The following is a 26,844-nucleotide window of genomic DNA, read 5'->3' on the forward strand; positions in this document are numbered from 1 at the left end:
GTCAGATACAGGCTGGCGTTACGGATACGCCAGAGATGGAGAAGCGACGTGACCAATCCCGCAGGCAAGCCGGCCCAGTTGCCCCCCGAGGCAACCCTCGATGGTTACAAGGAGCGCGCCGCCGCGTGGTTCGCCGCACTTCAGGAGCGAATTTTCGCGGCTTTCGAGAAGCTTGAGGATGAAGCCGCCGGCATGCCCGCCGCCGCCTGGGCTGCGGACATGCCGCAGGCGCTTCGCGACAGGCCTGGCCGCTTCGTGCGCACGCCGTGGACCCGCACCGATCACACCGGCGCCCCTGGCGGCGGGGGGACCATGGGCCTGCTGCACGGCCGGGTGTTCGAGAAAGCCGGCGTGCATGTTTCCACAGTGCATGGCGAGTTCGCGCCGGAGTTTCGCGGCCAGATCCCCGGCACGGACACCCATCCTGGCTTCTGGGCCGCCGGCATTTCGCTCATTGCCCACCCCTGGCATCCCCAGCTTCCGACCGTGCACATGAACACGCGCTTCGTGGTCACCTCGAAGCCGTGGTTCGGCGGCGGCGCCGACCTGACGCCCATGCTCGACGCCCGGCGCGGCCAGGACGACCCCGACGCCCAGGCGTTCCACGCCGCCATGGCCGCCGCCTGCGCCGGCCATCCGCACGCGGACTATCCGCGCTACCGGGAATGGTGCGACGAGTACTTTTTCCTGAAGCACCGCAACGAGATGCGCGGCATCGGCGGCATTTTCTACGACTATGTCTGGAACGACGATTTCGACGCGGACATGGCCTTTACCCGCAGCGTCGGCGAGGCTTTCCTCGACATCTATCCGGCCATCGTCCGCGCCAACATGGGCAAGCCATGGCGTGAGGAGGAGCGGCTGGAGCAGCAGGTGCGGCGCGGCCGCTACGTCGAGTTCAACCTGCTCTACGATCGCGGCACGGTGTTCGGGCTGAAGACGGGCGGCAACATCGCCTCGATCCTGTCGTCGATGCCGCCGACGGTGCGCTGGCCGTAGCCCCTCAGCCTCCCAGTCGCTCCAGCCCCTGCATCGACAGGCGCGCCAGCGCCTGCCGCGCCGGCATCTGGAGGATGCGGTCCCCGTCGCGCACCCGCACCGGCAGGTCTGGCGCCAGCTCCACCAGCGGCGCCAGGGCAAAGGCGCGCTCGCCGAGCCGTGGGTGCGGCAGGGTCAGCTCCGGCTCATCAAGCGCCACGCCAGCCATGTCGAGCAGGTCGATGTCGATGGGGCGCGGCCCCCAGCGCCGGGCCTGCGGCGCCTGGCGGTCGCGGCCCAGCCGCCGCTCAATGTCGAGGCACAGGCGCAGCAACGCCAGTGGCGTCAGGCTTGCCCCAATCTCCACGCAGGCATTGAGAAACGGCGGCTGGTCAGGGTCGCCCCAGGGCGGCGTGCGCCACAGCGCCGAACGCCGGCGCACCTCCACCCCTTCTGTCCCGGCCAGCAAGGCGATGGCGGCGTCGAAACGCGCCGCCACGTCGCCGAGGTTACCGCCAAGCCCAAGAAAAGCTTGTGTCAGAAAAGCTTGTGCCGGAAGAGCTTGTGCCGGAAGAGCCTCGGCCGGAACAGCCCGCGTCAGGGCGGCGTCCGCGGACACCCTCTCACCTTCTCCCCGCCGTTTCCCCCCGCTCATGCCTCACGCTCCGCAGCGGACGCCAGCGCCGGCTCCGGCGCCATCACCCCCTGGACAATGCGCAGGGCGTCGCGATGCGCGGCGACGTCATGGACGCGGATCATGTCCGCGCCAAAGGCCAAAGCCAGGACGTGACCGGCGAGCGAGCCGGCAAGCCGCTGTTCGACGGGACGGCCGGTGAGCAGTCCAATGGTCGATTTGCGCGAGACGCCGACCAGCACGGGCAGACCGTAGCAGGCGCGCAGCTCAGGGAGCCGGCGTATGGCGTCCAGGTGCTGGGCGCGCGTCGCGCCGAAGCCGAAGCCGATATCCAGCGCCATGCCATCGTCGCGCACCCCCGCCCTGGCGGCGATGGCCAGCGAGCGGTCGAAGAAGCGCCGGAACAGGTCCATCACATCAGCGTCTGGCTGCAGCGCTTCGGCGTTGTGCATGATGACGACGCCGGCGCCGTGCTCCGCCGCGACCCGGGCGATGTCGGGGTCGCGCTGCAAGCCCCAGATATCGTTGACGATCGCCGCTCCCGCCGCCAGCGCGGCGCTGGCGACCGGAGCCTTCCAGGTATCGATGGAGATCACCGCCGGCAGCCCGGCCTGCGCCAGCGCGGCGCGAGCGGCCTGAATCGCCGGCGTCACCCGGGCGATTTCTTCGTGCGCCGGCGTTGGCGCATGGCCGGGCCGGGTTGATTCGCCGCCCACGTCGATAATGTCCGCCCCGTCCGCCGCCATGGCGCGGGCATGGACCGCCGCGACGTCAGGCGCGTTGAACTGGCCGCCGTCGGAAAACGAGTCCGGCGTGACGTTGAGCACGCCCATCAGCAGCGGCAGCCGGTCGCTCCGCCACGCCGCATCCGCGCCTGGGGAAGGGCCAGAACCAGAACCAGGAACAGGTCCATGGCGCTGGCGAACGCGGGCCAGCAGGCGCGCGACCGCGTCGCCAGACGGCGCGCCTGATCCATGGGGGGTCTCTGGTCCGGCGGGAGAATGATGCTCGGTCATGCCAGTTTCATTGCGCCAAATCCGTCGCCCGTCCAGTCCACAGCCGTGCTGTCAGTGGCCGCCGCGCCCGAGCAGCCGGTCGCGCCAGTTGCGCTGGCCGGCGGCGGCGGCGGCGGCCGGCGCTTCCGGCGCTGGAAGGGTCGCCGTAACGCGCACATCCCGGGCGCGGCGGGCCAGCGCCACGGCGACCGGAGTCGCCACGCCCTTGACCGGGAAACCACGGAACTGATGCTGCGATGCGGTCGCATCGATGCCGGCGGCCTGGGCGGTGGCGGCGGAAAACGCCAGTTGCACGTTCTCCTGCTTGGCGATCGATTCAATACGGCTGGCGACATTGACCGTTGGACCAATCACCGTGATGGCGGCGCTGTCGCCCCAGCCAATGCGGCCCACGACCAGCGGCCCGGTGTGAACGCCCATCGCCACCCGCAGGGGATCATCCAGCTCCGCCGCCAGTTCGCGGTTCAGCTGGTCCAGCGTCAGGTCGATGTCCCGCGCCGCCAGCAGCGCCCGCGTTGCCCCGGCAACCGCGTCGCCGCCTTCGGGAAACAGGGCGAGCAGGCCATCGCCCATGTATTTCTCGATGCGGCCGCCGGCCTGCTCGATCGCCACGCCCATCAGCTGGAACACGCGGTTGAGAATGAACACGGTGTCGTAAGGCAGCTTGGTCTCGCTCAGCCGGGTGAAGCCGCGAATGTCGGCGAACAGCACGGTGAAGCGCCGCTCAACGCCGCCAGCCTCCAGGCTGGCGACCGCCTTGAGGCTCGCCTGCGCCTGGCGCGCCTTGCCGCGCGCCGGCGACAGCAGCGGCTGCACCACCACCGCGCCGCGCGGCTGCGCCTGGCAGGCGAGCCGCACGTCAGCTTCGGCGCCGATGGACCGCAGCGTCATCCGCTCGGCTTCGCCCACGGGCGACATCTCGTCCAGTCCCCGCAGCACGCGCACCCGGCAGGTGGAGCAACGGGCCCGCCCACCGCAAACCGCCAGATGCGGAACCCCATTGGCGCGGCCGATTTCGAGAATGGTCGCCCCGCGCGCGCCGTGCACGCGCGGCCCGTCGAGATACTGGATGCTGACGGTGCGACGGGCAAGGCGCGACGCCGCCAGCCGCCCGACGGCAAAGGCCAGGGCCAGCGCCGCCCCACCGTAGAAACAGCGCTGCCCCAGATCGCGCCAGCCAGCCAGCGCCGCTTCGCCGGCCTCCGATGGCCAGCGGACGGTCTGCTTCAGCGCCTCCATGGCTGCGGGGTCCGCCAGATCCACATCAAGACGCCGCCCCTCGGCAACGAACCCGGCGAGCGCGAGGGCCGGAACCAGCACCGCGCCGGACAGCAGCCACGGCGCCCAGCGGGCGTACCAGTGCGCTTCGCGCAGCCACATGTGCAGGCCGAGGCAACCATGGGCCCAGACCAGCAACAGCAACAACGACTGGGACACCCCGGCGCCTGGCCAAAGCCGCGCCAGTTCGTAGGCATAGTTGTCATTGACGCCGAGCGCCGAAAAGGCAACGCGGGTATTGACGATATGCGGGATGAGCAAAAACGGGATGGCGAAACCGGACAGCAACTGCGCCCACTCCCACCCGCGCAACTGGAGCGTGCGTTTTCCACCCACCCGCGCCAGCGCCAGGACCACATGCGTGGCCAGGGCCAGTCCCAGGATGATCGAGCCAGGGAGCGAGCGGGTCACGGCCGTCCGCGCAAGCCGCGCCGCCTCCATGATGTCAAGGCTGACCAGCCCCAGCGCGACGTTGAGGAAATGTGTTCCCGCGAAAGCGAACAGGACAAGGCCCGAGGTCAGCCGCAGCCGTTGCGCCGGCGACCCCAGCAACAGCCTGTTCATGACGCCTCTCCCAATTCCCGCTGCCGGCGCCTCGGCGAACCGGCTTCTGAACAGATATGGCCTCGCCGGCGGGAATTCCGCCACGGGTGGTCAACCTGCCGCATTGCGCCGTGAGATTTTTTGACACGGCCATGCCGGAGATGGGCAATTCAAAATGACGCGCGCAAGGCGCGACGCGCAAAAAAATCCGGCCTGGACAAAAAAAACGGGGAACCTGGGAAACCCTGGCCTCATGGCCTCAAGCCCGGCCCTGTAACCGCGCCAGCCCTGGCGCCCCCACGCGCACGCCTGCCCCGCGCCTGTCCCGCATCAGCCTGGCGCCAACCTGGCGTCAACCTGGAGCCAACCTGGTGTCAGCCGCGCGCGTGGGCGCAAAAAGCGGAAAGTGGAAGGCGTGTGGCGCGCATCGGCGCGCAGACGCCCCAGACCAGGATGCAATGGCGGGCCTGACATCAGGCAACCGCCCCCAGGCGCCGGATGACGTCGCAGGTTGGCGTTCAGCCAGCGCGCCGGCTGTGAACGGGAAAGCGCAGCGCCGAGGACGCCTGCCCCGGATGCCGGGCGCCCCAGTGCAGGGCGCCGCCAAGGCTTCGCGCCACGCGGCCGGCGACCCGTTCCGTCATGAGGTTATGCGCGGCCGCCGCCGGTGACGGCGCCTCGGCCCGCAACCAGGTCAGCGCCAGCACCGCCTCGCCGCCCTCCAGGGTGAGGCTGACCCGCAATGGCTCCGCGGATGATGGCTTCTCCCGCAAGGCGAGAAACAGCAGGTCCGCCAGCACCAGGCACAACCGGACGAAATCCTCGTGGTCGAGCTCCATGGGCGCGATGGCGATTTCCCCACGCAGATCCGCGTGGCGCCCGGCGCGGATGATGTCCTCGCACAGATCGGTCATGACGCTGGACGGGTCCCCGCCCTCCGGCGTCATATGGCCCCGCATCAACCGCTCGACCTGGGCCGTCATCAGCATGCGCTCGCGCGCCACGTCGGTCAGCAGGCCAGGGTCCATATGATCCATGGCGCGCATCAGGCCCGCCGCAACCCGGGCGTTGCGCCCCAGCCAGCGGCTCAGGGCTCCGGACAACACCAGCACCTGCCGCGTCTGCCGGGCCTCCCTGGCCGCCCGCGCCGCCTGCTGCGCCGCCAGCAGATAGACGACCAGCCCTGCAACGGCATAGCCGCCGATGAAGACGAAACCGTTCGGCGACAGCCCGAGCGTGAAGCTCCACGGCGGCGACCGCATGGCGACGACAGCGGCGACAACCGACGTGGCCAGGACGAAAAACCCGGCGACATGGCCGGCAAATGTGGTGGCGATGGCGATGCCAGCGAAAAACAGCACCAGCGGCAAGCCGACGATCGCCGCCCGCAGCCAGAGCGAAAACAGCAGCGGAATCACGGCGCAGGCGATGACCATGGCCGCCTGGGCGCGCGGATCAGACAGCCGCATCAAACGCTCCCGCCGCACTGTCGTCGCCCCATTCGGCGAGGCGGCCCGCCAGGGCGTGGGCCAAAGCCAGGGCCTGTTCGCGGCCAAGACTGATAACGACCGGGTCACAATTGTCGAACTTCGGATCGAAGTGCAGTTGCGCCCGGCCATCGGCGCCGGGGGCCGAGACGCTGGCGCTCACCGCCTCAATCGCCATGTGCAACCCGCCAGACCGGACAGGAGACGCTGGCGGCGTCGCGGACAGGCAGGCCCGCGCCAGGTCGGCGAGCGCGTCGCGGTCCGCAAACAGGCCAGACCCGCTGGCGGGATCTGCCGCGCCGGCAAAACCCGTCGCGCTGGCAGGAGCCGCCGGCGCGAGGGCACAAAAGGGGTCCAGCGGCGCCACGACGCCGGCGCCCTGGTCACATGATTGCGCGCCGCCAAGCGGCTGTAGCCAGGCCTGGAGAGCCGGATCCAGCGTTTCGCCGTCAACCTGCTGCAACGTCAGGGCGGCGGCGGCCAGATCATCGGGCAGATCGGGGAGGTCGGGGAGCGTTGGGCAAGGCGCGCCGGCCGGCGGCGGGGAAAAAGCCGGCTCCCGAACGTCTGGGGCCATACCCGGCTGCGGGCTGGCCCCCCATAAGGCGTCGCGGTCATTGGCGCCAAAGTTCCGCACGACTGGCGACAAGGTAACGCGCATGGTGTTGCTCCGGATGACCAAAGCATACGGATGCGGAGGCCCGGAGCCAACCGCCATGATCCGTTTTCAACGCAGTTTCGTCACGCGCAGGATCAAACAAAATATATTTGATAACATGCAACTTCATGCCGCCGACGGCAACGCGCGCGGTCAACGGAAGTGAACACATGGCGGGGGGGGGCGCCGTACGGGCCGCAGCGGCCAGCAGCCGTAACGGCAGGAACAGGCCCGAAGGACCGCCGCAGATGCTGATGCGGGGCCAGGCGCGGCCACCCTCGCCGCCAGCCTCCCGTCGCGCGCCGGCAGCGCGAATTTGACATTTCCGGAGCATCAACAGATTGCCGGCAGCCCCTCTTGCGCCGGCAGTCGCTTCGCCGCTCCGGACGGCGCATGGCGGGGCCGGACCGCTGGCTTATCCCAGGGGCGGAGCGTCATCGCCCCGGACAATATCAAAGGTCAGCAATGGCCCGCTGTGAACGGAGCCCGCGAGCCGGTGCCCGGCTTCATGCACCATATGGGGAATGTCGATCGCCGCCATGGGGTCGGTGCAGCGCACGCGCAGGCGCGCGCCAGGCGCCATGCCAGCCAGCGTCCGCCGGGCGTAAAGCACCGGAAGCGGGCATTTCAGTCCGCGCAGATCGAGTTCACGCAAGGTTGCTGCGCCATCGTCCGCGTCACGCGTGTGTGACGACGTCATGTCTCCTCTCCATTATCCAGAACAGCGGGCGACGCCCGCCACGCCGTCATTAAGGAAGGGGCGGCGCAGGGTCAAAAGCTGGCGCGAAAAATTGCGGCCCCGCGCAAAATATCCCGCGCCCGCGCGGCGGCGGGCTTGACGCCGCGCCCCGGGATTTGAACTAGTTGTGCCGCACAATGACGCTTTCGCATTGCCCTGCAACCGCGAATGGGCCATGCCTCCCGTTCTGTCGCATTTTCCTCCGCGAAGCGCCGCCCGTCTCGCCAGGGAATGCCATAACGGTCTGATTTTACGAAACTTGCCTGGCAAAAGCAGCATCGGCTTTTGCTGACGTACCACCAGCAGGAAAACCTCCATGTCACAGCCGATCAGCGCGGAAGCCGCCGCCCGCCTTGCCGCCCTTCGCGGCGAAATCGACCGCATCGACGCGGACATGCACGGCCTGCTGATCGCCCGCAGCCAGATCATTGACGAACTGATCACGGTTAAAAGCACCCAGGCCTCGGGTTCAGCCTTCCGCCCTGGCCGCGAAGCCTCGATGATGCAGGCCATCGCCCGCCGTCATACCGGCTCACTGCCGCTGGACACCGCAGAAGGCATCTGGCGGGTGATCATCGCCACGTTCACCTGGATGCAGGCCCCGTTCAACGTGCATGCGGACATCAGCTCCGGCGATGGCCCGATGCGCGACAGCGCCCGCTTTCATTTCGGCTTCACCGTGCCTTACCTGCCGCATGGCAGCGCCGCGGATGTCATCGCCGCGGTCGGCCGCTCGGCCGGAGACGTGGGGATTTTCCGCGCCGACAGCGGCGTCAGCTCGCTGGCGTGGTGGGACGCGCTGACCGACGCCGCCGCGCCGAAGATCATCGCCCGCCTGCCATTCATTGAGCGCCCGGATCATCCCGCCGGCACGCCGGTGTTCGTGGTGTCCAGGCCGCTGGCCGATGCGGCGGTGCGCGAAACCATCCTCTACGCCGCCCGGGTGGAGCGCTGGCCGGAAAACGCCGCTGCGGCTGTCGCCAGCGTGGGCGCGGAGGTCATCGGCAGCGCTGGCGCGCCGGGCGGCCTGTCGCTGCTGATCGCCGCGCCAGGGGCGCTGGCCCCGGATGATCTGGCCGCTGCCCTGCCCGCCTCAGCCGGCCGGGCCGCGCTGACCGAGGTTGGCAGCCACGCCGACAGGTTCCGCATGGCGTGAGCCGGGGCCAGGGCGACGCCCTGGTTCGCATGTCGCGCGCGTCGCCCACGCCGCCAGTGCGGGAACGGCGACCAGCATGGCGCGTCCCATGGTAGCGGCGCAGAAAAGTGGGTCCCACTTTGCGCCGATCTCCTCTATAGCTGCCGCGTACAATCTGGAGTTCAAGCTGATGGCCAATTCCGAGGCCCGTCCTGTTCCGCGCGCTGGCGTGATGTCGATCGCTCCCTATGTTCCGGGCCGTAGCGAAGCCCCGGGCGTCGCCAGGGTTTACAAGCTCTCGTCCAACGAGACGCCGCTGGGCCCGAGCCCGCACGCCATCGCCGCCTACCGGGGCGCCGCCGACCATCTGGAGGCCTATCCTGACGGCGCCTCGACGCGCCTGCGCGCCGCCATCGGCGCCCGCTACGGCCTCGACGCCAGCCGCATCATCTGCGGCGCCGGCTCGGACGAGCTGCTGAACCTGATCGCCCACACCTATGTCGGCCCGGGCGATGAAGGCCTGTTCAGCGAACACGGCTTCCTCGTCTACAAGATCGCCATCACCGCCGCCGGCGGAACCCCAGTCGTGGCGCCGGAGCGGAATTACACCACCGACGTCGACGCCCTGCTCGCCGCCGTGACCGAGCGGACGAAAGTGGTGTTCGTCGCCAATCCGAACAATCCCACCGGCACCTACATCCCGCACGACGAAATGGCCCGGTTGCGCGCCGGCCTGCCGCCGCATGTGCTGCTGGTGATTGACGCCGCCTACACCGAATATGTCCGGGCCAACGACTACAGCTCGGGCCTTGAGATGGCCGCCAGCCTGCCCAACGTGCTGATGACGCGCACGTTCTCGAAGATCCACGGCCTGGCCGGGCTGCGCATCGGCTGGGCTTTCGGCCCGCCGGAGGTGATTGACGCCCTGAACCGGGTGCGCGGCCCCTTCAATGTCAGCGCCCCGGCGATTGCCGCCGGCGTCGCCGCCATGGAAGACCCGGCGCATGAGGCGCTCGCCGCCGAGCACAACCTGACGTGGCTGGCCTGGGTGACGGAGCAGGTGCGGGCGCTTGGCCTTGAAGTGACGCCCAGCGTCGGCAATTTCGTGCTGATCCATTTCCCCGACGCGCCCGGCAAGACAGCGCGGGACGCAGATGAATTCCTGCTGAAGCGCGGCCTGGTGCTGCGCGCCGTGGCGTCTTATGGCCTGCCCAACGCCCTGCGCATGACCATCGGCTCGGAGGAAGCCAACCGTCTTGTCATCGACGCCCTGCGCGACTTTCTGAAGCCGTGACATGAGCGACATGGGCAGCCACCGCGTGGACGCAACCGCAACAGCAGCCGCCAGGGCGCCCATGGTCGGCCGGCTGGCGATCATCGGCATCGGCCTCATCGGCTCGTCGATCGCCCGGGCGGCGCGCCAGCACGGCCTCGCCGGCTCCATCGCCATTGCCGACGCCAGCCCGACGGCCGTTGCCGAAGCCAGCCGGCTTGGCCTTGGCGACAGCTGTGGAACCGACGCCGCCGTCGCGGCGGCCGGCGCGGATCTGGTGATCCTGTGCGTGCCGGTTGGCGCCATGGGCCAGGTCGGCGCCGCCATCGCCGGAGCGCTGAAGCCCGGCGCGATCGTCTCCGACGTGGGATCGGTCAAGGGCAGCGTCGTGGCGCAGCTTGCCCCGCATCTGCCTGAGGGCGTGCATCTGGTCCCGGCGCATCCGGTGGCCGGCACCGAAAACTCCGGCCCCGGCGCTGGTTTCGCCAGCCTGTTCCACAACCGCTGGTGCATCATCACGCCGCCAGAGGGCGCTGATCCGGCGGCGGTGGAGACGTTGCGGGCCTTCTGGGCCGGCATGGGCGCCAATGTGGAAACCATGAGCCCCGAACGGCATGATCTGGTGCTGGCCGTCACCAGCCATCTGCCGCACCTGATCGCCTACAACATCGTCGGCACCGCGGCCGATCTGGAGCAGGTGACGCGTTCGGAGGTCATCAAGTTTTCCGCCGGCGGCTTTCGCGACTTCACCCGCATCGCCGCCTCCGACCCGACCATGTGGCGCGACATCTTCCTGAACAACAAGGATGCGGTGCTGGAAATGATCGGGCGCTTCAACGAGGATCTGGCCGCGCTGGCGCGCGCCATCCGCTGGGGCGATGGCGAGGCGCTGTTCGAGCTGTTCACCCGCACGCGCGCCATCCGGCGCGGCATCATCGACAGCGGCCAGGAGACCGCCGAGGCCGACTTCGGCCGCCGCCATGATGATGACGCCACGACCTGAGCGCGCGTTTCCTGGACCTGTGCTTCCCGGACCTGTTGTGCTTCCCGGACATGCATTTTCTGGTCGCCTGCCGACGCCAGGCGGCGAGAGCGCTTTCCGGTCAGCTGGAATCAGCTGATCGACCAGAATTCGCTCAAAACAAGGAAAATTGGAGCAGTTTGCGATCCAGATTGGTCGAAAACTGCTCTAAAACGCGCAGCAACAAAGGCCCGGCGGATTTCGCGCCGGGCCTTTTGTCTGTTCGCCAGCCGTCAGTACAGCGGCTGCAGGCGCATCACCGGGAACGGCCCGACCATCAGCCGGCCATTGGCGAAGACCAGCGGCGGCATCTGCGTCAGCGCCGGCCCTGATGGCTGGCCATCCGCCGCATTCCCCTGCTGCCCCGCGCCCTGACCGCCGCCAAGCATGGCGAGCCCGCCCGCCAGCAGGCCGCCCACGGCGCCGCGCTGGCCCGTGAACCGCGCCAGCAATTCGGAAACGCCCGCTGCCCTGACATCCAGCTGACCGGAGAGCCGGCGCAGGTCATCGACGCCCAGCTCGCCGCGCGCTTCAACGATCTGGTCGCCCCGGGTCAGCTTCAGCAGCGCCACCTTCAGCCGGCCGCCGGCTGCGCGCCAGGCGTCGATCTGCTCGGGGCCGGCGCCCTTGGCGAACAGCCCGGCGCGATTGAGGCCCGCCTGCAGTTCGACGGTTGTCGGGGTCTGGTTGCCCAGCCACGCATCCGTCGCCGGAATCGCCGCCTTCACCAGTTGTGAGGCCACATCCCACATATCGTCGCCGTTGGGGGCTGCGGGGTCGGGACGCACATGCGCCTCCCAGGCCCCGGCCCGGCCGATCACCGCCTCGCCGCCCTGGCCGTCGATCGCGGCCAGCACCGGCTTCTTCATGTAAACGGACAGGCGGGAGAAAGCCTTGGCCGTGCGCCGAACGCTGAGGGAGAAGCCCTCCCACCCCAGCCGCAACCCATCGGGACGGCCCTGCTCACGCACGGTCACCGGCCCCCGGAAATCAAGCACCACAAGGTTGGGATCGTAAATCTGGGCCACCGCGGTGAAGCCGCCCATCTCGCCCTGAACGCGTCGGCCATCGCCAAGCTGTCCGTCAAACGTCGGGCGCGTGCAGGAAATCTCAAACCGCAGCGGGAAGCCCGACAACGTGCGCTCCGGGCAGGTCCACTGGCGCCCCTGCCCGGCCTCGGTCGTCAGCCAGGCGTCAACCGCGTCATTGACGCGGCCGCGGGCAATGAACCAGAACGCTGATACGCCGACCACAACCAGCAGCAACAGCACATAGGGCAGATAGAGGGCCCAGCGGGCGGCCTTGCGCGGCCCGGCGGGCGGTTGTCCGGATTGTTCGCTCACGCGGTTCTCCCTGAGACGCCTTTGGGCCGGGGCGAGCCGGCGGGCAAAAGGCGCATGACATCAACAGGACAGGACGCCCCCTGGCGGGACGGATCCTGGCCTGCGGCGGGGGCAAAATCCGGGCCGACGGAGCCAGATTTTCGCCCGGTTTGCCGCTTTGCCACCCTGCCAGTTTCCCCCGGCGAGGCGGCCGCGCTGCCAGCTGGCCGCGCATCGGCCCACGGCGCGCCACATCATTAACCCCATCGCCGGCGCGACGCCATGGCGGACCAGCCGCGCCGCCCGCGCGGGGCTGGGGCGGACTTTCATGAAGCAAAGAGCACCGTTTCCATATAAACGGATTTTGCACTGGCGCCTGGGCGCCGAAGCATCGTTATTCTGTGTTTTCCCGACGGGGCGGGACATCATGACAGAGGCTTCTGACGATTTGTGGGTCTTCGGCTATGGCTCGCTAATGTGGCGTCCCGGCTTCGCCTATCTGGAGCGGCGCGCCGGGCTGGTGCGCGGCTATCACCGCTCGCTCTGCGTCTATTCGTTTCACCATCGCGGCACGCCGCAGGAGCCGGGGCTGGTGATGGGACTGGACCGGGGCGGTTCGTGCCGGGGCGCGGCGTTCCGCGTCGCGGCTGAAAGCCGGGCCGACACCATCGCCTATCTGCGCGAACGCGAGCAGGTGACCGGCGTCTATCTGGAGCGCAACGCCGCCACGACCCTGGACAACGGCCAGACCGTGCCGGCGCTGGTCTATGTGGTTGACCGCCGGCACGAGCAATACGCCGGCCGGCTCGACGTGGACGAAGTCGTCGCCATCGTGCGGCGCGGCCGCGGCGTCTCCGGTTACAATCCGGACTACGTGCGCAACACCCAGAGCCATCTGGTTGAAATGGGCGTGCACGACCCGTGGCTCACCCACGTTGTCGCCCGGCTCGATCAGGACGCCTGAGGCGGGATCGCGGCCGGCGACGGCAGCTGCACCCGCACCGCTCAAGACCTTGTCTGACCCAAAAACCATGGGCGAACGCCCAACAAGTGCTGGCGGGCATCCCTGTCAGGCGGTCAGGTCGAACAGCGCGCGCTGGCGGGCGGCGGGATCGCGCGCCAGCAGGTGGACGTGCAGTTCGGTTGCGCCGCGCTGGCGCATGGCCGCGATCCAGCCTGCGTTGCGGCCGGCGGCGCCAGCTGCGCCGCTGTCGCGCCCATCCAGCAGCACGGAGCTCCCGCCCGCGTCGCGTCTCACGGCGAACAGCAGGGCGCCGTCGTATTCGCAGGCCGGATCGGCGCCGTCGAGCGCATGCACCGAGACGATGTAGCGCTGGCCCGAGCGGCCAAACCATGCCCGGAAATGGTCGCCAAGCCGCTCGCCCTGCTGCCCGTCGCTTCCTTGCCCATCGAAGCCAAAAGCCAGGACGCCCTCACGCGGCGCGCTGGGCGCCGGGGCGATCCCGTCGCGCGGCCGCGCGGCGCCAGCCCGGGCCGGGCCGCAGCCCGAAAGCGCCGGCCATGCTTCGGACCCGAACTCCGCCCGGCGCTCCCCCGGCAGGGGCAACGGCATACGTCTGCGCGCAGTTGGAAAACGGATGACGGAGGCCATGACGCGCCCTCCCCAAAACATGGTTAACTTGAACAAAAAGAGAACAAATCTCTGTCTGCGTCAAGCATCCCGTTGGGCCGCGCATCGTGAAGGGAATTATTGTTTCAGATCAGCCTGATGGCGTTCCGCCAGCGTGAACGGCGCCAGGGCGGAACGCCGCCGCCCGCCGCCGGCGCCCGGATCCCGGCCGCGAATCACCCAGGGGCGGCGCGGGACAGGCGCCGCGTGAGACAGACGCAGCTCAGGCGGTCCGTCCCTCGACCAGGAGCCGGTCGCTTGCCGGCTCGATGGCGGCAATCAGGGCGGGAATGATATCCGAACGGGCCAGATCGGCCGGCAGGGGCGGCAACAGCTCGATCACCGCCACGCCTGGCTGGAAGGCCAGGCTGCGGCGCGGCCAGAACAGGCCGGTATTGAGCGCCACCGGCAGGCAGGTGGCGCCAAGCTGCCGGTACATCTGGATGACGCCAGGCTTGTAGTCAGGTTCAGCGCCGGGCGCGCGGCGGGTTCCCTCAGGGAAGATAATGATCTGCGAGCCGTCGGCGATGGCATCCTTCGCCGCGTGCATCATGGCGCGCAAGGCGGAGGCGCCGGCCGCGCGGTCGACGCAGATGTGGCCCATGCGGGTAATGTACCAGCCGAAGATCGGGATCCGCGCCAGCGACTTCTTCAGGATGAACACCGGCCGCTCGAACACCAGCATCAGGGCCATGGTTTCCAGCGCCGACTGGTGCTTGGCGGCCACCAGCAGCGCGCCGCGCGGGGCCAGATGCGTGTTGCGGAACTCCACCTTCACGCCCGCCGTCAGGCGCAGCAGCAGCAGCGTGCAGCGCACCCAGCCGCGAATGACCTTCATGAACACGTCCCGCCCCATCAGCGCGAACGGCATCACTGCCACCGTCCAGATGGCTGTGTTGATGTAGAACAGGACAAGGAACAGAACGGCGCGGAACGTCTGCATGGGCGGCGGCTTTCCGGGTCGCGCGGACAGCCGGTTCAGATCAGGCGGGACCTGAAGCGCGCGGCGTCGCGTGGGGGTGCTGTCGCCGGCTTTCCATGCCGGCGGGCGGCAGTCAACCGCCTGCCCGGCGGTCGGCCAACCAGTTACCGGAGAATAGCGGTTTGCGGCCGCCGGCCATCAGTGACATCGGCGCGTATTCCGGATCGCTTTCGAGACGGGTGCGCACCAGGGCCACGAGATATTTGCCATACTCCGCCATCAGCAGGCGGGCGGACGACGGGCTGCGCCACCACGTATCGGGATCGACCGAGCCGGTGACGACGGCGTAGGGCTTCAGGTCGTAATCGGCGAGGATGCTGCGCATTTCCACGAGCGCGCGCGGCATGTGGTAGTTGCTGGTGACGACGATCAGCGTGCGGAAATCGTGCTCCCTGGCCCAGCGCCTGGTTTCGATGGCGTTGCCGATCGTATTGCGGGCCCGGTAATCGAGATCGATGCAGCAGTTGAAGAGCCGCGCCGCGTCAGGGTTCTGGTTTGCCAGCTGGGCGCGCGTCGTCCGCGCGTAAACGCCGGAAACCAGCAGCCGCCGGGCGTGTCCACCCGCCAGCAGCCCCAGGGCGCCATCCACCCGCTGCGAGCCGCCGGTGAGCACCACGATCCCGTCCGCCGGCGCCAGCAGCGGCGCGCCCGAGCGCGGAACAGCTGAGAGAAACAGGAAAAATCCGGAGATGACGGCAACAACGCCGACAGCGAACAGGCCGGCCGCCGCCTTCACCGCGACGCCAAGCACCTGGCGTAGCCGCCGTGTCGCCATAGCCGACCGTAATCCCGAAGTGCGGACTGGCCACCCCCCGGCATACGCCGGCCCAACTGTCCATCGCATGAGCATCATCACACGAACCAGTATGACCGAGAATACGGCAAGGTGAAGGCAGATTGGTTAATTAATTGTTAATAATGGTATTTTTAAATCAAGCGCTTGTCATATTGCGGGCAACGTCACTCAAGTTCACGCAGATGCCGGGTGACTGTGATGCGCGACATGATCGCTGTCACTGCTGCAACAATGCCTGCAATCGCAAGGACTGCTGCATAACCTTGCCAGCCAACTTCAAAGGCGCCGAACAGCGCTTCGAGCTGATCGCCGCCCGCGCCGGCGCGCCAGACGCCGGCTGCAACGCCAAGCGCCGCCACCAGGGCCAGGGCGGCGACGCCGCCGACCAGCCCGCCCTTCAGGCCAAGCCACAGGAAGCGTGACTGAAACTGGCGGGCGATGTAGCCGTCATTGGCCCCGACGAAGTGCAGCACCTCGACAATCTCGCGATTGCCGTCCATGGCGCCGCGCGTGGCGAAGGCCACCGCGAGCGCCGCCGCCACCAGCACCAGCAACACCAGCACCACGCCGATAATCACCACGGTGCCCGCCATCGCCGCCAGACGTGAGATCCAGGCCTGGTGATCATCGAGGCTGGCGGTCGGAACCTCCTGCAACGCCTTGCGCAGCGCCGGAATATCCGGCTTCGCGTCACCGGCGAGGCGCAGCACGATGAGACGCGGCACCGGCAGCTCGGCGAAACCAAGCGAGCCGCCCAGCCACGGCTCCAGCAGCCGCTCGGCCTCGCGACGCGAGAACACCCGCACGCTGGCGACGCCGCCCGCCGCGCGGGCGATCGCCGCCGCCCTGTCCACGTCGGCCTCGATATTGCGCTGCGCCAGCGGGCGCACCTGAATGGTCATCTCGCGCGCCACGTCGGCGCGCCAGTCGGACGAGGCGCGGGCCAGCAGCACGGCGGCGCAGGCCGTGAGGGCGGCGAGGAAGGTGAGGATGGCGATGACCGTCACCAGGGCGCGGCCCGCGATCGAGCCGGCCGGAACCAGCGCCTGACCGCGGCTGAGCGCCACCGGCGCGGCGTCGCGCGGCGGCGCGGGCGGCGGTGCGGGCGGCGGATTGCGCAGGGTCGTCGAACGTTTGTCGTCCATGTCAGGTCCGCTCCGCCCGATAGCTGGCGCACCCGGCGCCAGAACGGCCAGTCACGGCCCGCATGCAATGGAAAAGTCCAAGGTCAGTCATAGATGTGCAGCCGCCCTTCCCCGAGCACCAGCCGGCGCGCGTCTACCTGATCCATCAGTTGCAGGTCGTGGGTGGCGATCAGCACCGAGGTGCCGAGACGGTTCAGCTCGATGAACAGCCGCAGCAGCCGCCGGCCGAGACCAGGATCGACATTGCCGGTCGGCTCGTCGGCCAGCAGCATCTCCGGCCGGACAATCAGCGCCCGGGCAATGGCGGCGCGCTGCTTTTCACCGCCGGACAGCACCGGCGGCAGCACATGCATGCGCTCGCCAAGGCCGACCCAGCGCAACAGCTCCACCACCTCGGAGCGATAGGTCGCCTCTTCCCGCCCCTGCACCCGCAGCGGCAGGGCGACATTCTCATAGGTGGTCAGGTGATCAAGCAGGCGGAAATCCTGGAACACCACGCCCATGCGCCGGCGCAACCCGGTGAGCGCATCGCCAGAAATGTGCGACACGTCCTCGCCGAACACGCTGATGAAACCGCGCGTCGGCTTCAGCGCCAGCAGGATGAGGCGCATCAGGGTGGTCTTGCCGGCGCCGGATGGGCCGGTGAGAAACTGGAAGGAGCCCGGCTCGATGGAGAAAGTCAGGTCGCGCAGCACCTCCGGCCCCATGCCGTAACGCAGGCCCACGTTCTCGAAGTGCACAACCGCCGCCTGGCGGGCCGCGCCTGAACGGGAGGCTTCAGGCGCGCCGCCGGACGACGCGGCCGGCGTCTTTGCGCGGCCCTCGCGCCTTGCGTCGTCATGCCCTGCGTTCTGGCTTTTCATGTCGATTCCGGCTTGAGGGACTGGCAGGGCGGGCGGAGCGCCAGCCTGGGCGCGGCGCGATTCTGACGTTTGGCCGGCATGCGCGCAAGGCTTCGTCTTCCTGGAAATGGCCGGGGGAGACGCCATGCGCGCGACAGGCGATCATGCGGCAAGCAGTGGGAGCAGGATTGTGTTCAGATTTGGGAAATGTCCAGCGCTCACGCACCCACCCCCACATTCCACATGCGGTTGCAGCCCCTGGCGCCATTGCCCTGTCGCGCGCGCCACACAAAGATAGGCGTTCGTGTGTCGCAACGGCGAATCACCGCCTCCTCAGGCAATGCGGTCCGATGGCTGGATGGCGATCCCGGTTTGCGCGTCTGGAGCGACCCCGGCCGGTCCTAGTCGGCCTCCTGGCTGGCCCAGGCCGGTTTTGTCCGGTTTTGGCCAGCCTTGGGCAAATGTCGCCCCAGCGTCAGGTTTTGAAGGATTTTCCCCGCCGGCGCGCCGGCCGCACATTGCAAACGCCCTGACCAGCGCGCGGCGCATGGAGCCAGGCCAGATTGTTGATTTCGCCGGCTGCGCCGCCCTGTTCGAGGCGCCAGTCTGGCGTCGTCCAGAAGGAGACGTGAATGGTTATTCCTGCGGAAACCCGCATCCGCGTGCTGTTCGACGCCGCGGCCATCGCGGCCCGCAACCGGGAGATCGCCGTGGAGGTCGCCGCGTCGGAGCCGGTCAACCTGCTGGTGGCCCCAATCCTCAAGGGCTCGTTCATGTTCGCCGCCGACCTGCTGCGCGAGATGCACGCGGTCGGCCTGACGCCACAGGTGGAATTCCTGCAACTGTCGAGCTACGGCGCCGGCGTCAGCTCATCCGGCCAGGTGACCATGCTGCGTGATCTGGAAAGCAGCGTGAAGGGGCGCGACGTGCTGCTGGTCGACGACATCCTCGAATCGGGCCGCACCCTCGCTTACGCCAAGGACCTGCTGGTGGCGCGCGGCGCCCGCAGCGTGCGCTGCTGCGTGCTGCTGGAGAAGCCGACAAAACGCGCCGTGAACGTCACGCCCGATCTGGTGGGGTTTCACTGCCCGGACGTATTCGTCGTTGGCTATGGCATGGACGTGGCGCACAGCTGCCGCGAATTGCCCTACGTCGGCGTTATCGAGAACTGACCGGAGCAACCTGCCCGCTCCGCGCCAGCGCGCCAGCTCCAGGCGCCAGGCCCCATGTCCCATGTCCCATGCCCGCGATATCGCGGGCATTTGCCATTCCGGGCCAACGGCCAGCTCAGCCGTTGAGCTTCCAGATCGAAAAATTCAGCAGCGTCGCGAACGCCACCCAGCCAAGCAGCGGAACCAGGCAAAGCGCGGCGATCTTGTCGAGGCGCCGGAACACCGAGACCGTCAGCACGATAAAGAACAGCTGGAGCACGATGTTCACCAGGCCGAGCCGCGGGCTGTGCGCGCCGAAGAACAGCCACGACCAGGCGGCGTTGAGCGCCAGCTGGAGATAAAACAGCGTCACGCCGAGCCCTTTGCCCACCGTCTCTTTCGGCAGGTTCAGCACGCGCCAGATGGCGAAGGCCATCAGGGCGTACAGCAAGGTCCACACCGGCCCGAACACCGCATTCGGCGGATTGAAATGCGGCTTGCGCAGACCAGCGTACCAAGGGTCCAGATTGGGGAACGTCGCCACCTGGCCGAGCACCAGGGTCAGCAGCACCGGCGCAATGGCGATGACGTAGATTTTCCACGGCGCCATCGGCGGCTTCCCGGGCGCCTGATTTGCCGTCTGTCCGTCATTCGCGTTCATGCGTCCGTCCTGTCGCCAGAGCATTTTCGAGAGAAGTGGAGCCCACTTTTCGTGAGGAAAATGCGTCAGATTGGAGAGATGGAGCATTTTCCAGCAGGCAGGCGTCGCCCTGGGCCAGGAAAATGCGCCGAATCAAAATGCGCCGAATCAAATAGCTGGTATAAAATCCCGATCCGCATGAACGGATTCTGTTCCGGTCCGCCAGAGAGCAATTTGCAGAGAGCATTTTGCAGGGAGCAATCCGGCTGATCTGCGGACCGCTCTTCGCACGCGCCGGCGGTTTCGCCAACCGGGAGCGTTTCCGCCCATACTGGAAACAGGCAACGCCCCGGTGGGGTTCCGGGGCGTTGGTCGTTCAGTCACTCGCATGAACAGCCGGGCGCGTTGGCGCCCAGCAAAACCCGGACAGCCTCAGCGCAGGCGCTCGAGCACGCTCACATAATTGGCGACGGCGGCGCCGCCCATGTTGAAGATGCCGGCCGTGGTGGCGCCCGGAATCTGGATGCCGCCGGCCTCGCCGGTGAGCTGCATGGCGCACAGCGCGTGCATGGAGACGCCGGTGGCGCCGACCGGATGGCCCTTGGCCTTCAGGCCGCCCGAGGGGTTCACCGGCAGCTTGCCGTCCTTGTAGACCCAGCCTTCTTCAAGCGCCCGCTTGCCCTGGCCTTCCGGCGTCAGGCCCATCGCTTCGTATTCGATCAGCTCGGCGATGGTGAAGCAGTCATGCGTCTCCACCAGCGACAGCTCGTCGATCTTCATGTTGGCCTGGGCCAGCGCGCGGCCCCACGCCTCGGTGCAGCCCTCGAACTTCAGGATGTCGCGCTTGGACATCGGCAGGAAGTCCTGCACATGCGCCATGCCGCGGAAGCCAACGGCGCGCTTCATGCCCTTCGCGGTCTCGCCGTCGGCGATGACCACGGCGGCGGCGCCATCGGACACCAGCGAACAGTCGGTGCGCTTCAGCGGGCCGGCGACGTAGGGGTTCTTCTCGCTCTCGTTACGGCAGAAGTCGAAGCCGAAATCCTTGCGCATCTGGGCGTAGGGATTGTCGACGCCGTTCTTGTGGTTCTTGGCGGCGATCTGGGCCAAAGCATCGAACTGCTCGCCATGGCGCTCGAAATAGGCGTGGGCGATCTTGCCGAACACGCCGGCGAAGCCAGCCTGGGTCTCGCCGTCTTCCTTCAGGTAGGAAGCGCGCAGCAGGTTCTTGCCGACCTGGGGACCCGGCGTGGTGGTCATCTGCTCGACGCCAACGACCAGCACGATCTTGCCGGCCTTCGCGTTGATGGCCTTCACCGCCTGGTGCACGGCGGCGGAGCCGGTGCCGCAGGCGTTCTCGACGCGCACGGTCGGCTTGAAGCGCAGGCTGTCGTCAGCCTGGAGCACCAGGGAGGCCGTGAAGTCCTGCTCGGAGAAGCCGGCGTTGAAGTGGCCGAGATAGATTTCGTCAATGTCCTTCGGGCCGACGCCAGCGTGCTCCATTGCCTCGCGGGCCACGCGCACCACCAGGCTCTCAACCGTCTCGGTGTCGAACTTGCCAAAGGGCGTATGCGCCCAACCCACGATCGCAGCAGTCATCGTCTGTTCCTTGCATCATGCCGGGCGCGCCGGTCCACAATCCCTGGTCCCGACCATTGATGTGTATCTGCACGCATGGCGTTTCAACCGCACAATAGTGCGTTATCGGGACAATGGAAACGCGGGACAACAGCCCCAGCCGCCGCGGCGGCGCCTGACGCGGCAAAAACCGCCGGATTCACGCGAAAAGCCGGCAGGCCGCTGAAGCCGATGCCCTGGCTGTTTGGTTCTCTCCCCCAATCCTCACCCCCAGGTCGTCAGCAGCGCGGCGACGCCGGCGACGATCATCGCCGCGCCGGCGATCTCCCGCAGGGTCAGGGTTTCGTGGAACACCCGGCGCGAGACGATCTGGGCGAACACCACCTCCAGCAATGCCAGCGTGCGGACATTGGCGGCGCTGGTCAGCGAGAAGCCGATGAACCAGCATTGGGAGGCCAGCGCCCCCATCAGGCCGGCGGCGAGCGAGGCGCGCCAGACCCGCACGCTGCCCAGGAACGCCTGCCGGTCGAACAGGCCGAGCCAGAGGCCAAGAAGCAGGCATTGCAGCCCGAGACTGGTCACAAGGGCCGTGGATGAGCGGATGACGAAGCCGCCATCGCCAAGGGCCAGAATCGCGCCGCGAAACCACACCGACGACAGGGCAAACAGAGCGGCGGAGGCGACGCCGGCCAGCGGCGCCTGCCAGCCTGCAAAAGTCGCCCGCCAGCCTGAAACAGGCGTCGCCTCCGCCGTCGTTTCCGCCGCCGCTCCCTCTCCGGCAAGCACACGCGCCGCCGTTCCGCGCTGCGGCTTCAATGACATGATCAGCACGCCGGCGCTGGCGACGAGCACGCCGGCCCATGACATCAGGCCGAGATGGTCGCCAAGCACGATGACGCTGAACAGGGCGACCAGCACCGGCTCGGTTTTGGTGTAGGCGATGCCCGTGGCGAACGAGCGCTGGCTGATCGCCCACAGCATCATGGCCGTGCCAAATATCTGCGCGACGGCGCCGCCCAGCGCATAAAGCAGGAATGTCAGGTTCGGCGCCGGCGGCGCGTCGCCCGTGACCAGCATCACCAGGCCAAGGAACAGGCAGGCAAACGGGAAGCCGTAGATAAAGCGCACCTGCGTGGCGCCGGCCGCGCCAATCGCCCCCACCAGCGCGCCCTGCATGGCGTTGCGCGCTGTCTGGGCGCCGGTGGCGGCGATCGTCGCGGCGATCCAGAGGGCGCTTCCACTCAGCATGGGTCCTGTCCTGTCAGGGTTGGGCGATCGGCCGGCATGGCGTTACGCCCGATATCGCGCGCCGTCCACGTCCACAGCGTTTTTTCCGCCCTGCGACCCGTGCGACGCGGCCAGCCTCAGAAAAAGCAGCCTGGAAAAGCGGCCGCCTGCGCCCTGCCCTCGCCGTATTCACCCGGTACCAGCCGGTCCTTCCGGCTAGCCGGTTGTCTTGCCGGTTGTCTTGCCGGTTTTTGCTGCCGGCGTTCTTGCCAGGTTTGTTGCCAGGTTTGTTGCCAGATTCCTGGCAAGCTTGGTTGCAAGGGTTTTACGGGCGACGCGGCCATGCGAAACAGGCATGCCGTGGGCGTGATGCGGCTGGCCTCGCGAGACGCGGCAACGGAAAACAGCAAGGGCTGCGGGACATTAACGTCATGTTCTGCAATGATGCGCATGATGTTGCATCGTCCCGCGAGACGTCCGGATCATGAGCCTCACGCGGCCGCCAGAGGGCCCACGGGACCATTCCGGCAGGACAGATTCAAACGAGCAGGCGCCTGGACATGAGCCCATATCAGACCCGACCGGCCAGCCAGGCCCGCGCAACCGCCCCCAGGGACGGACAGAAGATGGCCCAGCTTTTCCGCACCGCCCTGCTGGCATCCGCGCGCCAGGCCATCCAGTCCCGGCTGCGGCGTGGTTTTGTGGTTCTGGCCCTGGCGCTGGCTGCCCTGGCTGGCGCCGCGCTGGCGCCGGCGGTCGCCGGCCCGGTGATCGTCACCGACATTGACAGCGGCCGGGTGCTTTACGCCAAGCATGCGACCGACCCGTGGTATCCGGCTTCCGTCACCAAGCTGATGACGGCTTACCTGACGCTCCACGCCCTGCGCTCCGGCCAGTTGCGGCCGGATGCGCCGCTCACCGTGAGCGCGCGCGCCGCCGCCGTGGTTCCCTCGAAGATGGGCTTCAGGCCCGGCGTCGAGGTCACCGTCGACAACGCCCTGAAGATGATGCTGGTCAAGTCCGCCAACGACATGGCGGTGGTGCTGGCCGAGGGCATCGGCGGCTCGGTGGAGAATTTCGCCGGGATGATGAACCAGGCCGCCGAAGAGCTGGGCATGGGCCAGAGCCACTTCGTCAATCCCCATGGCCTGCCTGATCCCGGCAACCGGACCAGCGCCCGCGATCTGGCCGTGCTGGCCCGCACGATGCTGCGCCAGTTTCCCGAATACGCCCAATACTTCAACATTGAGGCCCTGCAACTGGGCAAGCGGATTTACAAGAACACCAACGGCCTGGTCGGCCGCTATCCGGGCGTCACCGGCATGAAGACCGGCTTCATTTGCGCCTCCGGCTTCAACGTCGTGGCCACGGCGCAGCGCGGCAGCCGCCGCCTCCTTGTTGTCGTGCTGGGAGCTCACTCGGGCGCCGAACGCACGCTGATCGCGGCATCGCTGTTCGACAGGGGCTTCGCCGACAGCGGCTGGGGCGGCCCCGGCACCCTCGACACCCTGCCCCTGCCCACCAGCGCTTCACCGCCTGACATGCGCGATTCCATCTGCGGCGCCGGTCGCGGCGCCCGTGGCGAGGAAGAAGCCGAGAACGCGCCGCAGAGCGGCAGCCCGCTGCTTGCGCTCTTCAAGGGCGGCGCGAGCGATTGGGAGACGCCGGTCGCCGGCCGCACCCTGCCGCCGCGCGCCGCGCTGGCCGCCATTCCAGTTTATGTCGGCCGATATCCAGGCGCCCCCGCCACCGCCGTTGCCGCGCGCAGGGGCCCGGCGCAGAAGGGCGAAACGGCCAGCGCCTATGCGGCCGAGGAGGAAACCTCCCCCGGCGCGAAAGCCCTGCAGAAGGTGAAACGACCGGTCGCTCACAAAAACGCCGGCAAACAGCAGGCGGGAGCGAAGCAGAAGCCGGGCAAGGCTGAAGCCGGAAAAAAAGCTCAGGACAGGAAGCAACAGGACAAGAAGACTTCCAGCAAAACGTCCGCCGGAAAAACAAAGAAGGCGTCCGACAATGACAGCTGACGCCGCAAGGCCGGCAGGCCCGCCAACGCCCCTGCCGCTCATTGTCATCACCGGCTTCCTCGGGGCCGGCAAGACCACCCTGCTCAACCGGCTGTTGCAGGACCCGGCGCTGGCCGACACCGTCGTCATCATCAATGAATTCGGCGACGTGGGCCTCGATCACCTGTTCGTGGAAGCCGCCGACGAAGGTCTGGTAACGCTGTCTGCGGGCTGCCTGTGCTGCACGGTGCGCGGCGACCTGGTGGCGACGCTGGAAGACCTGCTGCGCAAGCGCGACAACGGCCACATCGCGCCGTTCCGCCGGGTGGTGATCGAAACCACCGGCCTCGCCGACCCGGCGCCGGTTTTGCAGGCGGTGCTGCGCCATCCCTATCTGCAAATGCGCTACGCCCTCGCCGGCGTGGTGACGCTGGTTGACGCCGTGAACGGCGCGGCGACGCTGGACGCCCATGCGGAAGCGGTGAAGCAGGCGGCGGTTGCCGACCGGCTGCTGCTGACCAAGACCGACATCGCCGACGCCCCAACCATCGCCGCCCTGCGCCGGGAGCTGGAGGCGCTCAACCCGACGGCGCGGGTGATCGACGTACAGACGGAGGGCGTCGACGGCGCCCTGATTGCCGGGCTCGGCCCCTTCGGCGTCGACGGCAAGATCGCCGACGTCCGGGCGTGGCTGGACGCCAGCGACGATGGACACGCGCATCGCCATGACCACGACGGCCCCTGCCATGCGGGCTGCGGCCACGATCATGGGCATGAGCATGGGCATGGGCATGAACATGGCGATCACGGCCATTCGCGCCATGCCCACGACGTCAGCCGCCATGGCGCCGACATCCGCACCGTGGCGCTGGTGGAGGAGCGGGCGATTCCGCGGGCCACGTTCGAGATGTTCACCGATCTGCTGCGCTCGGCCCATGGCCCGGACCTGCTGCGGGTGAAAGGGCTGGTGAAACTGGCCGAGCACCCTGACCAGCCCGTGGTCATCCATGGCGTGCAGCATGTCTTCCACCCGCCGCAGACCCTGCCGGCATGGCCAGACGCCGACCATCGCACCCGCATCGTCTTCATCGTGCGCGGCATGAGCGCCGACTTCCTGCAGCGGATGTGGGGCGCCTTCACCGACAGGCCGGCGGTGGACGCGCCGGACCGGACCGCCCTCATCGACAATCCGCTCGCGCCAGCCGGCTTCAGCTTTTCCGCCGGGCGCTGAGGCGCTTTCGCGGGCGACGCGCGGGCGCCTTCACCTTCCACGCGTCATGGCCGGATGTGTGCCGGCAGTCCACGCAGTGGCGCCTTCTCCAAACCACCTCCCTGCAAACCACACTGTCCGGTTTCACGCTGGAAGATGTGGAGGCCCGCGACGCGTTGCGGGCATGACGCATTGGGCATGAGGCCGCGGCAGCTGGCGGCGCGCCTCAGTGGGCCAGGGCTGGCTTTTTGCCGCCGGTTTTCGGCAGAAACCAGACCAGCAGGCCGGCCAGGGGGAGGAAGGCGCAGATCTGGTAGACCGTGCCGATGCTGGTGTGGTCGGCGACAACGCCGAGCAGCGCCGCGCCCAGGCCGCCCATGCCGAAGGCAAAGCCGAAGAACATGCCCGAGATCATGCCGACGCGGCCAGGCATCAGCTCCTGCGCATAAACGACGATCGCCGGGAACGCCGAGGCGATGATGAAGCCGATGATCATGGTCAACACCGGCGTCCAGGCCAGGCTCGCCCACGGCAGCATCAGGGTGAACGGCGCGGCGCCGAGGATCGAGAACCAGATCACCGGCTTGCGGCCGAAGCGGTCGCCCAGCGGACCGCCCGCAATGGTGCCCGCCGCCACCGCCGCCAGATACAGGAACAGGTAAAGCTGCGCCTGCTGCACCGACAGGTGGAACCGGTCGATCAGGAAGAAGGTGTAATAGGTGCTGATCGAGGCGGTGTAGAAGAACTTCGAGAAGATCAGCACGCCGAGCACCACCAGCGCGGTGGTGAGTTGCTGGCGCGACACCGGGCTCTGGCGGGATGGCTGCACGCCGCTGGCGCGGGTGCGGGCGACGTGATCGCGATACCAGCGCCCCACCATGTACAGCACCATGATCGCCAGCAGGGCCACCAGCGAGAACCAGGCGACGCTGTGCTGCCCCTGCGGCACGACGATGGCCGCCGCCAGCAGCGGCCCCATGGCGGTGCCGGCGTTGCCGCCCACCTGGAACATCGACTGGGCCAGGCCATGCCGGCCGCCGGACGCCATGCGCGCAACCCGCGAGGCTTCCGGATGAAACACCGCCGAGCCGAGGCCAACCAGCATGGCCGCCAGCAGCAGCACCAGATAGCTCCACGCCACCGACAGCAGCAGCAGGCCAATCAGGCTGGAGCCCATGCCGATGGCCAGCGAAAACGGGCTGGGCTTCTTGTCCGTGTAAATGCCGACCAGCGGCTGGATCAGCGATGAAACGGCGTAGAAGCACAGGGTGATCATCCCGATCTGTGCGAAATCGAGATGAAATTCCTTTTTGAGCACCGGATAGATGGCCGGAAGAACCGACTGGATCAGATCGTTGAGCAGATGCGACAGGCTGATGGCGCCGAGCACCTGAAAAGTGGTGCGCTCGGCGGCCTGGCCGGCATTGTCGGTGGTCACGCTCACGATCGGCTCCTGCCTTCATCTCGTCCGGGTTCAGCGGATTGAAAGGGATGCGCAGATACCGCGCATGTTTTCAATCAATTGCGCGGCGCGCCGGGATTTTGCATGGCTGAAC

25 protein-coding genes are annotated in these 26,844 nt (G+C 68.0%); 8 read left to right on the forward strand and 17 right to left on the reverse strand.

Annotated elements, in window-relative coordinates:
- Positions 1–48: 48 nt before the first annotated feature.
- The gene (hemF, locus tag ACERNI_RS03420) at positions 49–999 is read left to right on the forward strand and encodes an oxygen-dependent coproporphyrinogen oxidase (protein WP_448831873.1); all 951 of its coding nucleotides are present in this window, start codon (positions 49–51) and stop codon (positions 997–999) included.
- Between the two features lie 4 nt (positions 1,000–1,003).
- Here the strand turns inward: hemF and folK are convergent, their stop codons facing one another.
- The 6 genes from folK to ACERNI_RS03450 all read right to left on the reverse strand — a co-directional run bounded on the left by folK (position 1,004) and on the right by ACERNI_RS03450 (position 7,294).
- The gene (gene folK, locus ACERNI_RS03425; protein WP_448831874.1) at positions 1,004–1,597 is read right to left on the reverse strand and encodes a 2-amino-4-hydroxy-6-hydroxymethyldihydropteridine diphosphokinase; all 594 of its coding nucleotides are present in this window, start codon (positions 1,595–1,597) and stop codon (positions 1,004–1,006) included.
- 32 nt (positions 1,598–1,629) lie between these two features.
- A complete protein-coding gene (gene folP / locus ACERNI_RS03430) occupies positions 1,630–2,445 on the reverse strand; it encodes a dihydropteroate synthase (protein ID WP_448832145.1) in 816 nt (271 codons plus the stop codon).
- A 234-nt stretch (positions 2,446–2,679) separates the two neighbouring features.
- On the reverse strand, positions 2,680–4,470 hold the full coding sequence (locus ACERNI_RS03435) for an adenylate/guanylate cyclase domain-containing protein (protein WP_448831875.1): 1,791 nt from the start codon (positions 4,468–4,470) through the stop codon (positions 2,680–2,682).
- 497 nt (positions 4,471–4,967) lie between these two features.
- Positions 4,968–5,918 (reverse strand): hypothetical protein, encoded by a 951-nt coding sequence (locus ACERNI_RS03440; protein ID WP_448831876.1) that lies wholly within the window; start codon positions 5,916–5,918, stop codon positions 4,968–4,970.
- Positions 5,905–6,597 (reverse strand): hypothetical protein, encoded by a 693-nt coding sequence (locus ACERNI_RS03445; protein ID WP_448831877.1) that lies wholly within the window; start codon positions 6,595–6,597, stop codon positions 5,905–5,907. The genes ACERNI_RS03440 and ACERNI_RS03445 overlap by 14 nt, the downstream gene beginning before the upstream one ends.
- A 412-nt stretch (positions 6,598–7,009) precedes the next feature.
- Positions 7,010–7,294, reverse strand: coding sequence for a sulfurtransferase TusA family protein (locus ACERNI_RS03450; protein WP_448831878.1), 285 nt, complete (start codon positions 7,292–7,294; stop codon positions 7,010–7,012).
- 355 nt (positions 7,295–7,649) lie between these two features.
- Here ACERNI_RS03450 and ACERNI_RS03455 point away from each other — a divergent pair, with 355 nt between their 5' ends.
- The 3 genes from ACERNI_RS03455 (at position 7,650) to ACERNI_RS03465 (ending at position 10,744) form a co-directional block, all read left to right on the forward strand.
- On the forward strand, positions 7,650–8,489 hold the full coding sequence (locus tag ACERNI_RS03455; protein WP_448831879.1) for a chorismate mutase: 840 nt from the start codon (positions 7,650–7,652) through the stop codon (positions 8,487–8,489).
- A gap of 169 nt (positions 8,490–8,658) precedes the next feature.
- Positions 8,659–9,762 carry a histidinol-phosphate transaminase gene (gene hisC / locus ACERNI_RS03460; RefSeq protein WP_448832146.1) on the forward strand — a complete coding sequence of 368 codons (1,104 nt, stop codon included), beginning with the start codon at positions 8,659–8,661 and terminating at the stop codon, positions 9,760–9,762.
- A gap of 10 nt (positions 9,763–9,772) precedes the next feature.
- Positions 9,773–10,744: a prephenate/arogenate dehydrogenase family protein gene (locus ACERNI_RS03465; protein WP_448832147.1), complete on the forward strand. Its 972-nt coding sequence runs from the start codon at positions 9,773–9,775 to the stop codon at positions 10,742–10,744.
- Positions 10,745–10,995: 251 nt separating this feature from the next.
- Here ACERNI_RS03465 and ACERNI_RS03470 read toward each other — a convergent pair whose 3' ends face one another.
- Positions 10,996–12,105 (reverse strand): DUF2125 domain-containing protein, encoded by a 1,110-nt coding sequence (locus ACERNI_RS03470; protein ID WP_448831880.1) that lies wholly within the window; start codon positions 12,103–12,105, stop codon positions 10,996–10,998.
- Between the two features lie 406 nt (positions 12,106–12,511).
- Between ACERNI_RS03470 and ACERNI_RS03475 the strand changes: the two genes are divergently transcribed.
- Positions 12,512–13,048 carry a gamma-glutamylcyclotransferase gene (locus tag ACERNI_RS03475; protein ID WP_448831881.1) on the forward strand — a complete coding sequence of 179 codons (537 nt, stop codon included), beginning with the start codon at positions 12,512–12,514 and terminating at the stop codon, positions 13,046–13,048.
- 105 nt (positions 13,049–13,153) lie between these two features.
- Here ACERNI_RS03475 and ACERNI_RS03480 read toward each other — a convergent pair whose 3' ends face one another.
- The 5 genes from ACERNI_RS03480 to ftsE all read right to left on the reverse strand — a co-directional run bounded on the left by ACERNI_RS03480 (position 13,154) and on the right by ftsE (position 17,500).
- Positions 13,154–13,657 (reverse strand): hypothetical protein, encoded by a 504-nt coding sequence (locus tag ACERNI_RS03480; RefSeq protein WP_448831882.1) that lies wholly within the window; start codon positions 13,655–13,657, stop codon positions 13,154–13,156.
- Positions 13,658–13,937: 280 nt separating this feature from the next.
- Positions 13,938–14,657, reverse strand: a complete 720-nt coding sequence (locus tag ACERNI_RS03485; protein WP_448831883.1) for a lysophospholipid acyltransferase family protein — start codon at positions 14,655–14,657, stop codon at positions 13,938–13,940.
- 112 nt (positions 14,658–14,769) lie between these two features.
- A complete protein-coding gene (locus ACERNI_RS03490; protein WP_448831884.1) occupies positions 14,770–15,471 on the reverse strand; it encodes a YdcF family protein in 702 nt (233 codons plus the stop codon).
- Positions 15,472–15,656: 185 nt separating this feature from the next.
- Entirely contained in the window at positions 15,657–16,637 is a 981-nt protein-coding gene (locus ACERNI_RS03495) for a cell division protein FtsX (RefSeq protein ID WP_448831885.1), read from the reverse strand.
- 83 nt (positions 16,638–16,720) lie between these two features.
- Positions 16,721–17,500 carry a cell division ATP-binding protein FtsE gene (gene ftsE / locus ACERNI_RS03500; RefSeq protein ID WP_448831886.1) on the reverse strand — a complete coding sequence of 260 codons (780 nt, stop codon included), beginning with the start codon at positions 17,498–17,500 and terminating at the stop codon, positions 16,721–16,723.
- 611 nt (positions 17,501–18,111) lie between these two features.
- On the opposite strand from ftsE, the gene hpt reads away from it, so the two are divergent.
- A complete protein-coding gene (gene hpt, locus ACERNI_RS03505) occupies positions 18,112–18,651 on the forward strand; it encodes a hypoxanthine phosphoribosyltransferase (protein WP_448831887.1) in 540 nt (179 codons plus the stop codon).
- A 115-nt stretch (positions 18,652–18,766) separates the two neighbouring features.
- Here the strand turns inward: hpt and ACERNI_RS03510 are convergent, their stop codons facing one another.
- The 4 genes from ACERNI_RS03510 to ACERNI_RS03525 all read right to left on the reverse strand — a co-directional run bounded on the left by ACERNI_RS03510 (position 18,767) and on the right by ACERNI_RS03525 (position 22,527).
- Positions 18,767–19,240, reverse strand: coding sequence for a TspO/MBR family protein (locus tag ACERNI_RS03510; RefSeq protein WP_448831888.1), 474 nt, complete (start codon positions 19,238–19,240; stop codon positions 18,767–18,769).
- 462 nt (positions 19,241–19,702) lie between these two features.
- A complete protein-coding gene (locus tag ACERNI_RS03515; RefSeq protein WP_448831889.1) occupies positions 19,703–20,869 on the reverse strand; it encodes an acetyl-CoA acetyltransferase in 1,167 nt (388 codons plus the stop codon).
- Positions 20,870–21,112: 243 nt separating this feature from the next.
- Positions 21,113–22,096, reverse strand: coding sequence for an EamA family transporter (locus tag ACERNI_RS03520; protein ID WP_448831890.1), 984 nt, complete (start codon positions 22,094–22,096; stop codon positions 21,113–21,115).
- A gap of 116 nt (positions 22,097–22,212) precedes the next feature.
- Entirely contained in the window at positions 22,213–22,527 is a 315-nt protein-coding gene (locus ACERNI_RS03525; protein WP_448831891.1) for a hypothetical protein, read from the reverse strand.
- Positions 22,528–22,701: 174 nt separating this feature from the next.
- On the opposite strand from ACERNI_RS03525, the gene ACERNI_RS03530 reads away from it, so the two are divergent.
- Together ACERNI_RS03530 and ACERNI_RS03535 are read left to right on the forward strand one after the other, a co-directional pair.
- Complete coding sequence (locus ACERNI_RS03530; protein ID WP_448831892.1) at positions 22,702–24,099, forward strand: serine hydrolase; 1,398 nt, start codon at positions 22,702–22,704, stop codon at positions 24,097–24,099.
- Complete coding sequence (locus ACERNI_RS03535; protein WP_448831893.1) at positions 24,089–25,309, forward strand: CobW family GTP-binding protein; 1,221 nt, start codon at positions 24,089–24,091, stop codon at positions 25,307–25,309. Before ACERNI_RS03530 ends, ACERNI_RS03535 begins: the two co-directional genes overlap by 11 nt.
- A gap of 205 nt (positions 25,310–25,514) precedes the next feature.
- Here ACERNI_RS03535 and ACERNI_RS03540 read toward each other — a convergent pair whose 3' ends face one another.
- Positions 25,515–26,735, reverse strand: a complete 1,221-nt coding sequence (locus ACERNI_RS03540) for an MFS transporter (RefSeq protein WP_448832148.1) — start codon at positions 26,733–26,735, stop codon at positions 25,515–25,517.
- Positions 26,736–26,844: the final 109 nt, after the last annotated feature.

Source organism: Camelimonas sp. ID_303_24 (assembly GCF_053543495.1).

Bases quoted from the DNA above. Each gene is read 5' to 3' on its own strand.
- folP (WP_448832145.1), bottom strand. From the start codon at position 2,445: ATGGGCGTGCTCAACGTCACGCCGGACTCGTTTTCCGACGGCGGCCAG.
- ACERNI_RS03435 (WP_448831875.1), bottom strand. From the start codon at position 4,470: ATGAACAGGCTGTTGCTGGGGTCGCCGGCGCAACGGCTGCGGCTGACC.
- ACERNI_RS03440 (WP_448831876.1), bottom strand. From the start codon at position 5,918: ATGCGGCTGTCTGATCCGCGCGCCCAGGCGGCCATGGTCATCGCCTGC.
- ACERNI_RS03445 (WP_448831877.1), bottom strand. From the start codon at position 6,597: ATGCGCGTTACCTTGTCGCCAGTCGTGCGGAACTTTGGCGCCAATGAC.
- ACERNI_RS03450 (WP_448831878.1), bottom strand. From the start codon at position 7,294: ATGACGTCGTCACACACGCGTGACGCGGACGATGGCGCAGCAACCTTG.
- ACERNI_RS03455 (WP_448831879.1), top strand. From the start codon at position 7,650: ATGTCACAGCCGATCAGCGCGGAAGCCGCCGCCCGCCTTGCCGCCCTT.
- hisC (WP_448832146.1), top strand. From the start codon at position 8,659: ATGGCCAATTCCGAGGCCCGTCCTGTTCCGCGCGCTGGCGTGATGTCG.
- ACERNI_RS03465 (WP_448832147.1), top strand. From the start codon at position 9,773: ATGGGCAGCCACCGCGTGGACGCAACCGCAACAGCAGCCGCCAGGGCG.
- ACERNI_RS03475 (WP_448831881.1), top strand. From the start codon at position 12,512: ATGACAGAGGCTTCTGACGATTTGTGGGTCTTCGGCTATGGCTCGCTA.
- ACERNI_RS03480 (WP_448831882.1), bottom strand. From the start codon at position 13,657: ATGCCGTTGCCCCTGCCGGGGGAGCGCCGGGCGGAGTTCGGGTCCGAA.
- ACERNI_RS03485 (WP_448831883.1), bottom strand. From the start codon at position 14,657: ATGCAGACGTTCCGCGCCGTTCTGTTCCTTGTCCTGTTCTACATCAAC.
- ACERNI_RS03490 (WP_448831884.1), bottom strand. From the start codon at position 15,471: ATGGCGACACGGCGGCTACGCCAGGTGCTTGGCGTCGCGGTGAAGGCG.
- ACERNI_RS03495 (WP_448831885.1), bottom strand. From the start codon at position 16,637: ATGGACGACAAACGTTCGACGACCCTGCGCAATCCGCCGCCCGCACCG.
- ftsE (WP_448831886.1), bottom strand. From the start codon at position 17,500: ATGAAAAGCCAGAACGCAGGGCATGACGACGCAAGGCGCGAGGGCCGC.
- hpt (WP_448831887.1), top strand. From the start codon at position 18,112: ATGGTTATTCCTGCGGAAACCCGCATCCGCGTGCTGTTCGACGCCGCG.
- ACERNI_RS03510 (WP_448831888.1), bottom strand. From the start codon at position 19,240: ATGGCGCCGTGGAAAATCTACGTCATCGCCATTGCGCCGGTGCTGCTG.
- ACERNI_RS03515 (WP_448831889.1), bottom strand. From the start codon at position 20,869: ATGACTGCTGCGATCGTGGGTTGGGCGCATACGCCCTTTGGCAAGTTC.
- ACERNI_RS03520 (WP_448831890.1), bottom strand. From the start codon at position 22,096: ATGCTGAGTGGAAGCGCCCTCTGGATCGCCGCGACGATCGCCGCCACC.
- ACERNI_RS03525 (WP_448831891.1), bottom strand. From the start codon at position 22,527: ATGCGCATCATTGCAGAACATGACGTTAATGTCCCGCAGCCCTTGCTG.
- ACERNI_RS03530 (WP_448831892.1), top strand. From the start codon at position 22,702: ATGGCCCAGCTTTTCCGCACCGCCCTGCTGGCATCCGCGCGCCAGGCC.
- ACERNI_RS03535 (WP_448831893.1), top strand. From the start codon at position 24,089: ATGACAGCTGACGCCGCAAGGCCGGCAGGCCCGCCAACGCCCCTGCCG.